The organism is Arthrobacter sp. Soil761 (assembly GCF_001428325.1).
Taxonomy (GTDB): domain Bacteria; phylum Actinomycetota; class Actinomycetes; order Actinomycetales; family Micrococcaceae; genus Arthrobacter.
In genome coordinates, this window is sequence record NZ_LMSF01000001.1 from 248,325 (window position 1) to 261,292 (window position 12,968).

At 67.1% G+C, this 12,968-nt stretch carries 12 protein-coding genes; 2 read left to right on the plus strand and 10 right to left on the minus strand.

Annotated features, from left to right (window positions below; all coding sequences use genetic code 11):
* Positions 1-4: 4 nt before the first annotated feature.
* From rsmD to thiL, 4 genes are read right to left on the minus strand one after another with little or no spacing between them, the layout of a single operon-like run.
* Entirely contained in the window at positions 5-634 is a 630-nt protein-coding gene (rsmD, locus tag ASG79_RS01195; protein ID WP_056388174.1) for a 16S rRNA (guanine(966)-N(2))-methyltransferase RsmD, read from the minus strand.
* A 42-nt stretch (positions 635-676) separates the two neighbouring features.
* Entirely contained in the window at positions 677-2,947 is a 2,271-nt protein-coding gene (locus ASG79_RS01200; RefSeq protein WP_018768310.1) for an ATP-dependent DNA helicase RecG, read from the minus strand.
* Entirely contained in the window at positions 2,937-3,923 is a 987-nt protein-coding gene (locus tag ASG79_RS01205) for a DAK2 domain-containing protein (RefSeq protein ID WP_056388176.1), read from the minus strand. Before ASG79_RS01205 ends, ASG79_RS01200 begins: the two co-directional genes overlap by 11 nt.
* A 22-nt stretch (positions 3,924-3,945) precedes the next feature.
* The gene (gene thiL / locus ASG79_RS01210; protein ID WP_056387892.1) at positions 3,946-4,992 is read right to left on the minus strand and encodes a thiamine-phosphate kinase; all 1,047 of its coding nucleotides are present in this window, start codon (positions 4,990-4,992) and stop codon (positions 3,946-3,948) included.
* Between the two features lie 69 nt (positions 4,993-5,061).
* Between thiL and ASG79_RS01215 the strand changes: the two genes are divergently transcribed.
* The gene (locus ASG79_RS01215) at positions 5,062-5,565 is read left to right on the plus strand and encodes a DUF3515 domain-containing protein (protein WP_018768313.1); all 504 of its coding nucleotides are present in this window, start codon (positions 5,062-5,064) and stop codon (positions 5,563-5,565) included.
* Between the two features lie 42 nt (positions 5,566-5,607).
* Here ASG79_RS01215 and ASG79_RS01220 read toward each other — a convergent pair whose 3' ends face one another.
* The 6 genes from ASG79_RS01220 to leuC all read right to left on the minus strand — a co-directional run bounded on the left by ASG79_RS01220 (position 5,608) and on the right by leuC (position 12,134).
* Entirely contained in the window at positions 5,608-6,756 is a 1,149-nt protein-coding gene (locus ASG79_RS01220; RefSeq protein WP_056387895.1) for a D-alanine--D-alanine ligase family protein, read from the minus strand.
* 2 nt (positions 6,757-6,758) lie between these two features.
* Complete coding sequence (locus ASG79_RS01225; protein WP_056387897.1) at positions 6,759-7,808, minus strand: NAD(P)H-dependent glycerol-3-phosphate dehydrogenase; 1,050 nt, start codon at positions 7,806-7,808, stop codon at positions 6,759-6,761.
* The gene (locus tag ASG79_RS01230; RefSeq protein WP_056387899.1) at positions 7,805-8,572 is read right to left on the minus strand and encodes a lysophospholipid acyltransferase family protein; all 768 of its coding nucleotides are present in this window, start codon (positions 8,570-8,572) and stop codon (positions 7,805-7,807) included. The genes ASG79_RS01225 and ASG79_RS01230 overlap by 4 nt, the downstream gene beginning before the upstream one ends.
* Before the next feature lie 9 nt (positions 8,573-8,581).
* Complete coding sequence (murA, locus tag ASG79_RS01235; protein ID WP_026265620.1) at positions 8,582-9,907, minus strand: UDP-N-acetylglucosamine 1-carboxyvinyltransferase; 1,326 nt, start codon at positions 9,905-9,907, stop codon at positions 8,582-8,584.
* A gap of 159 nt (positions 9,908-10,066) precedes the next feature.
* Entirely contained in the window at positions 10,067-10,669 is a 603-nt protein-coding gene (gene leuD, locus ASG79_RS01240) for a 3-isopropylmalate dehydratase small subunit (protein ID WP_018768318.1), read from the minus strand.
* A gap of 10 nt (positions 10,670-10,679) precedes the next feature.
* Positions 10,680-12,134 carry a 3-isopropylmalate dehydratase large subunit gene (gene leuC, locus ASG79_RS01245; RefSeq protein ID WP_026265621.1) on the minus strand — a complete coding sequence of 485 codons (1,455 nt, stop codon included), beginning with the start codon at positions 12,132-12,134 and terminating at the stop codon, positions 10,680-10,682.
* A 113-nt stretch (positions 12,135-12,247) separates the two neighbouring features.
* On the opposite strand from leuC, the gene ASG79_RS01250 reads away from it, so the two are divergent.
* Positions 12,248-12,967: an IclR family transcriptional regulator gene (locus tag ASG79_RS01250; protein ID WP_009356552.1), complete on the plus strand. Its 720-nt coding sequence runs from the start codon at positions 12,248-12,250 to the stop codon at positions 12,965-12,967.
* Position 12,968: the final 1 nt, after the last annotated feature.

Genomic DNA, 12,968 nt, shown 5'->3' on the forward strand with positions numbered 1-12,968 from the left:
CGGGCTAGGTGCCCTGGGTGTCAGGTCCGGCAACATCGGCCAGGTCATCCGGAGCGATGGCGTCGGGCACGAACGGCTCGGCGAACCACAGCCGGGTTTCCCCGTACTTCTTTTCGGCGAACCTCGTCATCCCGTCCGGCCACTGCGGTTCCGGGGAGCGGGACGAGCGTTCCACCACCACAACGGCACCCGGGACCAGGTGCGCGGCGAGCTTCTGCAGCACCGCCGACAGTGCGGCTTCCTCCAACGGATACGGCGGATCCAGGAACACCAGGTCCCAGGCCGCAGATTCCGCGGCCCGGTCCAGGAAAGGTTCCACCCTGGAGCGGTGCACCGTGACGGCCTTTCGGCCCAGGACTCCGTTAATGAGGTCCGCGTTGCGCTGGCACACACCGCTGGCCTTGGCGTCGGATTCCACCAGGTCCACTGTCGCGGCTCCCCTGCTGGCGCTTTCCACCCCCAGGGAACCCGAACCCGCGTATAGATCAAGCACCCGCGCCCCGGAAATCACCTCGAAGGCGTCCAGGCGGGAGAACAGAGCTTCCTTCACCCGGTCTGTCGTAGGCCTGGTCAAGGACCCGGGAACCGCCGCCAACGGCGTTCCGCCACCAACGCCGGAGATAATCCTGGTCACCGTGCCCACCGCGATCCGCCGGCGCCCGCTCCGCTTTCTTTGCTAACCGCGTTCAAGGAACGCCTCCTTCTCAGGGTTGAGGTATTTCTCGATGGCGTCCGCGAGTTCCGGGTAGCCGGACAGCAACGGGTCGCCGCCTACGATCGCCTGGGCGTCCTCCCTGGCCCGGGCGATGACGTCTTCGTGTTCGAGCACCCGCAGCAGTTTCAATGTGGACCGTCCGCCGGACTGGGAAGCGCCCAGGATGTCGCCCTCGCGCCGCAGTTTGAGGTCTTCCTGGGAGAGCACAAACCCGTCGGTGGTGGCCGCCACGGCATCCAGCCGCCGCCGGCTTGGGTGGCCCGGTTCCAGGGCGGTGACCAGCAGGCAGGTTCCCGGCAGTCCGCCGCGGCCCACACGGCCGCGAAGCTGGTGCAACTGGGAGATGCCGAACCTGTCGGCGTCCAGGATGACCATCAGGGTGGCGTTGTGGACGTCCACCCCCACTTCGATCACGGTGGTGGAGACGAGCAGCTTGATGCGGTTGGCGGTGAACCCGGCCATGGTCTCCGTCTTCAGGTCGGGGTCCTGGCGTCCGTGTAGGGGAGCCAGCGGCACCCCTGCCAGCGAGGGCTCGCCCTGAAGATGGTCCACGACGGCGGTGACCGACGCGAGCTCCCGCGTCTCCTCTGTGTCCATGCCGGGAGGTGCCGCCTCCCCCGGGCTGAAGTCGCCGTCGTCGTCTGTTCCGATCTTGGGACAGACCACGTACACCTGGTGGCCGGCGTCGATCTCTTCCCGGGCACGTGCCCAGATCCGTGCCACCCAGCCGGGATTTTCCGCAAGGCCCACGAGGTAGGTGGTGATCGGGGCCCGGCCCTTTGGCAGTTCGTCGAGGGTGGAGGTCTCAAGGTCGCCAAACACGGTCATCGCTACGGTGCGGGGAATGGGCGTGGCGGTCATGACGAGCAGGTGCGGCGGTTTCCGGGCCTTCGCCCGCAGGGCATCGCGCTGTTCCACACCGAAGCGGTGCTGCTCGTCCACCACGATCAGGCCGAGGTCGTAGAAGGACACGTTGTCACTGAGGAGGGCGTGGGTGCCGATGATGATTCCTGCGGTCCCCGAGGCGGCGTCCAGCATGGCTTGTTTCCGTGCCGCAGTGGGCATGGACCCGGTCAGAAGCGTGACCTGCACGGACGGCCCGTTGCCCCCGGACGGCCCGCCGAGGAGTCCGTCGCTGGAGAGCACGCCCAGGGTGCGGCGGATGGAGTCGTAATGCTGGGCGGCGAGCACTTCGGTGGGCGCCAGGAGTGCGGCCTGGCCGCCGGCGTCGATCACCTGCAACATGGCCCGCAGCGCCACCACGGTTTTCCCTGAGCCCACTTCACCCTGCAGCAGCCGGTTCATGGGGGCTGCCTGCGCCAGTTCCGCGGCGAGGGTCTTGCCGACGGCGGCCTGGCCGGCTGTGAGCGTGAAGGGCAGGTCCTGGTCGAAGGCAGCCAGGAGACCGTCTGTGACAGGGCGCCGTGCGGTGGCTTCCTCGGCGGCGAGCTGGGCCCGGCGCCTGGCAAGCGCTGATTGCAGCACCAGGGCTTCCTGGTACCGGAACCGGTCCCGGGCGCGTTTCCAGTCGGCGGCGATTTCCGGCGCGTGGATGAGCCGGTACGCCTCCGCCACGGGCAGGAAGCCTTCCCTCGCGGCGACCGTAGGTGGAAGCGGATCCGGCAGCGCACCCAGGTCCACGGTTTCGAGCAGGGTGCCGATCACCTTCTGGATCCTCCAGCTGGGAAGCTTGGCTGTGGCGGGATACACGGGGATGGGCATCGCGGCGAGTTTCGCGGGGTCACCGGTGCCCTGCACGAAGGGGTCATCGTCCAGGAGCTGGAAGTCCGGGTTGGTGAGGCCCAGCTGGCCTTTGAAGCTGGTGACTTTTCCCGAGAACAGCGCCCGCCGTCCCTGCAGGAGCTCGGCTTTTGCCTTGTAGCCGTTGAAGAAGCTGATCTTGAGGGTCCCGGGCACTTTGCCGTGGTAGTCCCTGCCGCCCACCAGCCGGAGGCCCTGCTGCCCGTCGTCGTCGGAAACGATGACGTCCGTGATGGTCCCCCGCCGTGCCTGCATTGCCCGCGTGCTGCTGGACAGCACCCGGGCGATGAGGGTGACGTCCTCATTGAGCGGGAGCTCGCTGATGGGAGTCAGCTCACCGCGCATGAGGTAGCGGCGGGGAAAGTAATTGAGGAGGCCTTCGACAGTGGTGATGCCAAGGTGTTTTTCAATGACGGCCGCGGAGCGCTTTCCGATTCGGCGTTCCAGGGCGAGGTCCAGCTCAGCGTTCATGCCCGCCGGTGTTCACCTTTTCCGCATCCGGGTCCCGGGGAAGCGCCAACTCGCTGATGCTGACCTGGGACGGCTCCCCCAGCGACCTGATGATGTCCACGGCCGCGTCAGGTTCCGGAACGTGGACGTGGACCCGCCACCGGTAGTTGCCCTCGGGATCCGAGCCGTTGCCCACCTGGCTCATGATGACGGACTCGCCGATCTCGTCCAGCCGCTGCCGGAGGGTGGCGGCATTCAGGGGCGAAAGGTTGATGGTGCACATGACTTCCACGCCGTCGTCGTCCGGCATGGAAGTGTGGATGTGGGGGTCGGAGACGTCGTAGCCGTGCAGGCCATCGAGGAGTTCGCTCTGCAGTTCCTCGCCCAGGACGGCGGAGCGGAGGCAGTCGAGGATCAGCAGCATGCCCACGCCGCCCGCGTCCACCACATGGGCGGACTGCAGGGCATCGAGCTGCTCCTCGGTGTGGATCACGGCGGCCAGCGCACCCTCCACCGCCGCGTCCAGGGCCAGGCCCAGCGCATGGTTGCTGTCATCGCCGTCCTGGGCGGCGTCGACGGCGGCTGCCGCACGGGCTGCCGCTTCCATGACCGACAACATGGTTCCCGGAACTGGATCACTCAGTGCGGACCATGCGCGGATCTGGGCACGGTTCAGCGCTGCCGACAGGAGCGTGGAGGTCAACCGGGTATGGCCGGCAAGGGGTTCCGCGGCGGCGCAAAGAAACACGGAAAAAAGAGTTCCCGAGTTTCCCCTGGCTTCCTCCATGGCGGCCTGCCCGGCCGTGGCAAGGACTTCCCCGACGTCGACCGGGGCCGGCTGATCCTCGGCGAGCACCAGGGAGCGGGCGGCAGCGCGCACGGTGAGATAGAGGTTGGTGCCCGTGTCGCCGTCGGCCACCGGGAAGATGTTGATGGCGTTGAGCCGGTCGCTGTGGTTTCCCAGGGCAGTTTCAGCCTTGCCCAGCCACCTCTTCATCGCCAGCGCGTTGGCGGCAACCTTAGTGTGCAAAGTGATCCCATCCCCCGGTGTCCGCGGCCCGGCCCGCAATCAGGACGCCCGGGCCTTCGTCGGTACCGAGTGCATGTATCGAGCCTATCGCAGTGAATCCGGGTGGCAGCTGAACGCCCGCCGGGAATGTGGCCAGGAGCCCGTGGTCCTCTCCGCCGCCCAGCACCCATGCCGTGCCGTCCCCGCCCAGGCGGGCGGAGGCGGGGGCCAGGAGGCCCGCCAGTTGCGCCAGGCCGGCCGGATCGAGCGCGACGGCGACGTTGCTGGCGGCGGCCAGCCGCTTGCCGTCCCGCAGGAGTCCGTCCGAGATGTCCAGCATTGCCGTGGCACCCGCCGCCCGGGCTGCAGGCCCGGCATGCAGCGGCGGACGCGGCCGGCACTGCAGGTCCACGAAGGCGCGCTCGGCCGGGGTGAGGGTGTCCACGGCGATGTCCGATTCAAGCAGCGCCAGGCCTGCGGCGGCATGGCCTGCTGTTCCTGCCAGCGCCAGGATGTCCCCCGCCCGGGCGCCGGACCGCAGGACCGGCTGTCCGCCGTCGAGCGTCCCCAGCACCGCCACGGTTACCGAGATTTCGCGGCCCCGGCCCAGGTCCCCGCCGGCCACGGAGCAACGCGCGGCGCCAAGTTCACGGATTCCGGCTGTCAACCCGTCCGCCAGGTCCTCCACCCACCTCACGGGCGTGTCCACGGGGAGGGTGAGGCTGACCACCATGGATATTGCCTGTGCGCCCATGGCGTTGATGTCGCTGAGGTTTTGTGCCGCAGCCTTCCATCCGACGTCGAACCCGGTGGTGCGGTAGCCGTTGGGCCACAGGAGGCGGAAGTCCTGGTCCTGGACCTGGGTGTCGATGCTGATGACGGTTCTGCCGTCCGGGGCTGCGACGACGGCGGCGTCATCGCCGGGACCCAGCAACGTGCTGGCGGTGTGGCCCCCGGCCATCCGGAGGCGCGGAAAAATCCGGTCCAGCAGCTCGGCTTCGGAAAGGCCGGCGACGGTGGGCTGGCAGGCGACGCGGTTACGGAGGTCTTCAGGCACGCCACTACGCTACCGCGCCCGGCCGACATCGTGTCCGGGCGGGGACGACGGCGGCGATAGGCTGGGATCATGCACCATCCCCAGCTGCCCCTGTCCGCCCGTGCCGCCAGGATGGCGATGGTTGGGGGAATTGCCGCCCTTTCCTTGACCGCCTGCTCCCCCGCGGTGGACGTCACGCCCGCCAGGGACGCCGCCAATCCGCTGTGCGCACCGATGATGGTGGCCCTGCCGGACGCCATCGGCGATTCAAAGCTGCGGAAGACCAACAGCCAGGCCACCGCAGCCTGGGGCGACCCGTCGCTTGTCATCCTCCGCTGCGGCGTCAATGTGCCGGGCCCTACGACGGACCGCTGCGTGACCGTCAACGGCGTCGACTGGGTCATCAAGGAGGGCGACCCCGTGTGGACGCTGACCACCTACGGGCGGGAACCGGCCACGGAAATCCTGATGGACCCGGACAAAATCAGCTCCGCAACCGTACTCGCGGACCTGGCAGCAGCTGCCGAAAAGGTGCCGTCAGCACGGAACTGCGTGGGCCAGGAAGACCTGCAGAACCTGCCGAAGAGCCGGTAGGTCCAGGCGGGTGGGCCCACGCCGGGAGGGTTCCGGCGTGGATCAGCGAAGGCCGGTTTTGCGGTTCAGGGCCAGGTGGATGAGTTCGTCGATCAGGTCCGCGTAGCCCAGTCCGGACGCTGCCCACATCTGCGGGTACATGCTCTTGGGCGTGAAGCCGGGCATGGTGTTGATCTCGTTGATGATCAGTTCGCCCTCGGGGGTGTAGAAGAAATCCACGCGGCTCAGGCCCTCGGCGCCGACGGCGTCGAATGCGGCGGCCGCCAGCTCCCGGACCCGGGAGATCGCTTCCGCGGGGATGTCTGCGGGACAGCTCAGGGCTGCGGCATCATCCTCCACATACTTGGCGTTGAAGTCGTAGAACTCGTGCGTCCCCCCGGACACCGAGATTTCGCCCGGCATCGAGGTCCGGGGCGCATCGGTGCCCCTGCCTTCCAGGACAGCGCATTCGATTTCGCGGCCGACAATTCCGGCTTCAATGACCAGCTTGAGGTCGTGGCGGCGGGCCTCTTCGATCGCGGCGTCCAGGTCCTCAAGGGAATCAACCTTGGAGATGCCCATCGACGAGCCGGCACGGGCCGGCTTGACGAAGACGGGGAAACCGAGGCGGTCCACCTGCTTCCTGACGGATTCGGGATCCCGCTGCCACTGCCGGTCGGTCACAGCCACGTAGGGTCCCACGCGGAGTCCGGCGGCCTCGAAGACCACCTTCATGTAGTGCTTGTCCATGCCGACGGCCGATGCCAGGACTCCGGCGCCGACGTAGCGGGTGTCGGAAAGTTCAAGGAGCCCCTGGATGGTCCCGTCCTCGCCGAAGGGGCCGTGCAACAGCGGAAAGACCACGTCGACGGCGCCCAGTTCCTGCGGAACCTCGTTGGGGGACGCCACGATCAGCTGGTGTTCCCCGCCGATCTCAGCAAGCGTGACGGTCTGCGGGGAAGGTACTACCTCGGGGAGTGATGATGCGGCAAGCGACCACTGGGTGGTTTCGGCCGGGGCAAGAACCCACTGGCCGGTTTTGGCAATCCCGATGGGGATGACGTCGTACTTGTCCTTGTTGATCGCGCCCAGCACGCCTGCTGCGGTGACGCAGCTCACGGCGTGCTCGCTGGAGCGGCCGCCGAAAAGCACGGCGACCCGCGGCTTGCGGCTGGTGGCAGTTTCCCCTGTGTTGGGTGTGTCTTGGGACATGGTCAGTAATCGCCTTCAGGTTTCAATTCCCGGGACAGCAGAACCGGCCCCAGTTGGTCAACGGACAGCTTGCCCGCCAGCACCGCGACGACGGCGGCAGTGATGGGCATGTCGACGCCGAGCTTGCCGGCGAGTTCATGGACGGCCTGGCCGGATTTGATGCCTTCGGCGGTCTGGGTCATCTTTCGGCCCACCTCCTCCAGGGTCAGGCCCTGGCCCAGCAGCCTCCCGGCCGTGTGGTTCCGGGACAGCGCGGACGAACAGGTTGCCACAAGGTCGCCCAGCCCGGCGAGCCCGGCCATGGTCTTGGCCTCGCCGCCCAGCGCCAAGGCGAGGCGGGACGTTTCCGCGAGTCCCCGGGTAATCACCGAGGCCTTGGTGTTGTCCCCCATCTGCTTGCCCTCACAGATGCCTACTGCCAGCGCAATCACGTTCTTGACGATGCCGCCGATTTCGACGCCGACCACATCGGCCGTGGTGTAGGGCCGGAAGTAGGGGGCGGTGCAGGTCCGGGCGAGCCAGCCTGCAGTGGCGGAGTCAGCGCATGCCACGACTGATGCCGTAGGCTCTTCCCGCGCAATTTCCATGGCGAGGTTGGGTCCCGAGACAACTGCGATGCGTTCCAGCGGCAGGCCCAGTTCCTGTGCGATGACCTCGCTCATCCGCGCGTCCGTGCCCAGCTCCAGCCCCTTCATCAGGGAGACCACAACAGCTCCGGGAGCGATCATGTCCTTCCATTCGCGCAGCTGCGGGCGCAGCGACTGGGCCGGAACCGCCAGCACCACCAGGTCGGCTCCCGCCAGGACTCCGCGGACGTCTGTGGACGCCGTGATGCTCTCCGGCAGGACGATGTCCTTGAGGTACTCACTGTTGCGGTGGCAGTTGTTGATCTCTTCGACCACCCCGGCGCGCCTGCCCCAAAGCCTGATGACGCGCGGCGTTCCGGCGGCAATCGCAGCGTCCGCGAGGATCTTCGCGAAGGTTGTCCCCCACGATCCCGCACCCAGGACGGCTACCGTGCCCGCCGCCCCCGGCTTCCCGTCAGCGGTCACGGAGCTTCCGTTCCTGATTCGGGCTCGCCGCGGTCAACGAACCGTCCGTGCTTGGCCTGCGGCCGCTTGGCCGGGTCCCAGCGTTCGGCGGGAGGCTGCTCGCCGCGCAGGCCTGCCAGCAAAGCCGTGATCGCGTCCATGATCACTTCCGTCGCCTCCGTCAGGGTGGCCTTGTCCAGCGGGCGGCCGCGGAACGCACTCAGGTCCACCGGTTCGCCCACGACGACGCGTGAGTGCTTCCGGGGGAACACGTGGAACCGCTTGCCGTACCTGGGGAACACCTCGTGCGCGCCCCAGTGGGCAATGGGCACCACCGGAATATCGCCTTCGAGGGCCAGCCTTGCCGCGCCGGTATGCCCCTTCATCGGCCAAAGCCCGGGATCGCGTGTCAGCGTTCCCTCCGGGTAAATGATGATCGCCCCGCCCTCAGCCACAATCTCCTGGGCCACTTGCAGCGATCGGTTCGCTCCCGCCGTCGAGCGCTCCACCGGCACCTGCTTGGTGGCGCGCAGGAGCGCACCCAGGCCGGGAACCTTGAACAGCGCGGCCTTGGCCAGGAAGTGCGGGGCACGCTTCTGGTTGTAGAGCATGTGCCCCACAACAAGGGGGTCGATCTCCGTGCAGTGGTTGGGGGCTGCGATGAAGCCGCCGGCGGGAAGCTTTTCGGTGCCTTCCCACGTCTTGGACATCATCAGGTTCAGCAGCGGCCGGGCGATGCTGGCAATGAAAACAAATGTGGCCTTGCTTTTGGCCGATTCCTTCACGGTGCCGCGCTACTTCGTGGTGGTGATGTCGAAGTCGGCCCCAAGGCCGGCGAGCTTTTCCGTGAACCGCTCGTAGCCCCGGTTGATGATGTCGATGCCGGTGACCCGGGACGTTCCGGTGGCGGCCAGGGCGGCAATCAGGTGGCTGAACCCGCCGCGCAGGTCGGGGACATCAATGTCGGTTCCCTTGAGCTGGGTGGGTCCGGAAATCACCGCGGAGTGCAGGAAGTTGCGCTGGCCGAACCGGCACGGGACACTGCCCAGGCATTCCCGGTGCACCTGGATGCTGGCGCCCATGCGGATCAGGGCGTCGGTGAAGCCAAAACGGTTCTCATACACCGTCTCGTGCACGATCGATACGCCCTCGGCCTGGGTCAGCGCAACCACCAGGGGCTGCTGCCAGTCCGTCATGAAGCCGGGGTGGACATCCGTTTCAAGGACCAGCGGGTTCAGCTTTCCGCCCTTGTGGTAGAACCGGATGCCGTCCTCGCCGATGTCCATTCCGCCGCCCACCTTGCGGTAGGTGTTCAGGAACGTCATCATGTCGCGCTGGGATGCGCCTTCAACGAAGATGTCGCCGCGGGTCACCAGTGCGGCCGAAGCCCAGGACGCCGATTCGTTGCGGTCCGAGAGGGCACGGTGGTTGTAGCCGCCGAGGTCACGGACACCCTCGATGCGGATGGTCCGGTCCGTCTGCACGCTGATGATGGCGCCCATCTTCTGCAGCACGGCGATAAGGTCGATGATTTCCGGCTCGGTGGCGGCGCCGGACAGCTCCGTGATGCCTTCCGCGCGGGTGGCGCTCAGCAGGACCTGCTCGGTGGCGCCCACGGACGGGTACGGCAGCGAGATCTTGGCGCCGTGCAGGCCCTTGGGTGCAGAGATGTGGATGCCACCGGGGCGCTTCTCCACGACGGCACCGAACTGGCGCAGGACATCCAGGTGGTAGTCGATGGGACGGTCGCCGATCTTGCAGCCGCCCAGGTCGGGAATGAAGGCTTCGCCAATGGCATGGATCAGCGGTCCGCACAGCAGGATGGGGATGCGGGAGTCACCGGCATGGGCATCGATCGCGGTGCTCGGCGCCGTCTTTGCGGCCTTGGGATCGAGGGTGAGGTCACCGTTGACCGGGTCCTTCTCCACGGTCACCCCATGCAGCTGCAGCAGGGAGGTGACCACCTCCACGTCCTTGATCTCCGGCACGTTCCGCAACACCGAGGGTTCGTTGCCCAGCAACGCCGCCACCATTGCCTTGGGGACAAGATTCTTTGCCCCACGGACGCTGACGCGGCCTGTAAGCGGGACACCGCCGCGGATTGTCAGAACACTACTCATATACCGGTTTCCTCACGATCACTAGCCCCCAAAACCTTGCAAAGGCTCCAACCAAGCATAGGAGGTCGCGTTACCGAACCGAAATAAGGGGGTACCGGCGGCGGGGCGTGGCGCGGCCTTCGCCCGCTGCGCCACGCCGCCGGGATGGTGGCCCCGGGGCTAGGAAAGCTTCGCCGGCAGGGTCTTGGGCTTGAACGCCTGGCGGGTCGCCTCGTAGGCGGTGATGTCGGCTTCGTGCTGGAGGGTCAGCCCGATGTCGTCGAGGCCTTCCAGGAGCCGCCAGCGGGTGTAGTCGTCGATGTCGAACGGCGCCACGATGTTGCCGCAGACGACGGTCTTGGACTCGAGGTCCACGGTGACCTGGGTTCCCGGGGCGTTTTCGAGTTCCTTCCAGATGAGCTCGATGTCGTCCTGCGCAACCTGCGCGGCCAGAAGTCCCTGCTTGCCCGAGTTGCCGCGGAAGATGTCGGCGAACCGGGAGGACAGGACGGCTTTGAAACCGTAGTCCTTCAGCGCCCAGACCGCGTGTTCACGGGAGGAACCGGTGCCGAAATCGGGGCCTGCCACCAGGACCGATCCCGCGTTGTAGGGCTCCTGGTTCAGGATGAAGGAGGGGTCCTTGCGCCAGGCGGAGAAGAGCGCGTCCTCGAAGCCGGTCCGGGTGATCCGCTTGAGGTAGACCGCGGGGATGATCTGGTCGGTGTCGACGTTGCTCTGGCGCAGCGGGACGCCGATACCGGTGTGCTTGGTGAACTTTTCCATTTGTGCTGTCCTAGGCTGCGTCGATGCGGATGGCGGCGGGTTCGGGAGCCGGGTCAAGGTCCGATGGAGAGCTGAGCGTGCCCCGTACTGCCGTGGCTGCGGCCACCACCGGGGAGACCAGGTGGGTGCGGCCACCCTTGCCCTGCCGGCCTTCGAAGTTTCGGTTGGAGGTTGAGGCGCAACGCTCCCCCACCTCCAGCTGGTCCGGGTTCATGCCCAGGCACATGGAGCAGCCGGCAAAGCGCCACTCGGCACCGAAGTCCTTGAAGACCTTGTCCAGGCCCTCGGCCTCGGCTTCCAGCCGGACGCGGGCAGAGCCGGGGACCACCAGCATCCGGATGTTCGGATCCTTTTGCCGGCCGCGGATGATGTCGGCAGCGGCACGCAGGTCCTCCATCCGGGAGTTGGTGCAGGAGCCCAGGAAGACGGTGTCCACGCGGATGTCCTTCATGGGCGTGCCGGCTTCGAGTCCCATGTACTGCAGGGCGCGCTCGGCAGCGGCCTTGGCGTTTTCGTCACCGAAGTCCCCGGGTGACGGAACGGACTCGGACAGGGACACGCCCTGGCCGGGGTTGGTGCCCCAGGTGACGAACGGCTCCAGGGTGTTGGCGTCCAGGTCAACCTGCACGTCGAAGGTGGCGTCGTCGTCGGTACGCAGCGTATTCCAGTACTCCACGGCGGCGTCCCAGTCCTCGCCTTCCGGCGCGTGGGGGCGGCCCTTCATGTACTCGTAGGTGGTTTCGTCCGGGGCCACCATGCCGGCGCGGGCGCCGGCTTCGATGGACATGTTGCAGATGGTCATGCGCGCTTCCATGGACAGGGCGCGGATCGCCGACCCGCGGTATTCCAGGACGTAGCCCTGGCCGCCGCCGGTGCCGATCTTGGCGATCACGGCGAGGATGATGTCCTTGGCGGTGACGCCGGGACGCAGTGTGCCCTCGACGTTGATGGCCATGGTCTTGAACGGCTTCAGGGACAGGGTCTGGGTGGCCATGACGTGCTCCACCTCGGAGGTGCCGATGCCCATGGCCAGCGCACCGAAAGCGCCGTGGGTGGATGTATGCGAGTCGCCGCAGACCACCGTCATGCCGGGCTGGGTGAGGCCCAGCTGCGGGCCCACCACGTGCACGATGCCCTGCTCGGCATCGCCCAGGCTGTGCAGCCGGACGCCGAACTCCGCGCAGTTGTTGCGCAGGGTCTGGATCTGGGTGCGGCTGGTCAGGTCGGCAATCGGTTTGTCGATGTCCAGCGTGGGGGTGTTGTGGTCCTCGGTGGCAATGGTCAGGTCCGGCCGGCGCAGCTTGCGGCCGGCCAGCCGCAGGCCTTCGAACGCCTGCGGGGACGTGACTTCGTGGACCAGGTGAAGGTCGATGTACAGAAGGTCCGGCTGGGCGTTGGCACCATCGCCGTCACCTTTGCGCACCACATGTGCGTCCCAGACTTTCTCGGCCAATGTCTTTGCCATGGCCATCTCCCTTCACTGCTGTTTGGCTGATTGATCCAACTGAATCAGGACGGCTCCGCGCTGCGCCAGCCGAAAGATTTGCATCTCAGATATTGAGACGGCAATATCATTACATGGACAATTCTAGTGGAGTCGGTGTCATTGATAAAGCGGCCCAGGTGCTCGATGCCCTTGAGGCCGGCCCCACCACGCTGGCGCAGCTGGTAGCCGCCACCGGCCTGGCCCGGCCCACTGTCCACCGCCTCGCTTTGGCGCTGGTGCACCACCGGCTGGTCAGCCGAGACATCCAGGGCCGGTTCGTGCTCGGCAGCAGGCTTGTGGAGCTTGCCTCCGCCGCCGGGGAAGACCGCCTGATCGCCTCGGCCGGGCCCGTACTCATGCAACTGCGCGATGCCACCGGCGAAAGCGCCCAGATCTTCCGCAGGCAGGGTGACTGGCGCGTATGCGTCGCCTCCGCGGAGCGCCCCATCGGCCTGCGCGACACCATTCCCGTGGGCACGCAGTTGTCCATGAAGGCCGGCTCTGCCGCGCAGGTCCTGCTCGCCTGGGAGGATCACGACAGGCTCCTCGAGGGCCTGCAGTCGGCCCGTTTCACGCCGACCGTCCTGGCAGGAGTACGACGCCGGGGCTGGGGACAGAGCCTTGGCGAGCGTGAGCCGGGGGTCGCCTCCGTTTCGGCACCGGTGAGGGGTCCGTCCGGCAGGGTGATTGCCGCCGTCTCCATTTCCGGTCCAATTGAGCGGCTGACCCGCCAGCCCGGCCGCCTGCACGCCGAAGTTGTCTGCAATGCCGGGCGCATCCTCACCGAGGCCCTCCGCAAGAACAACGACTAGG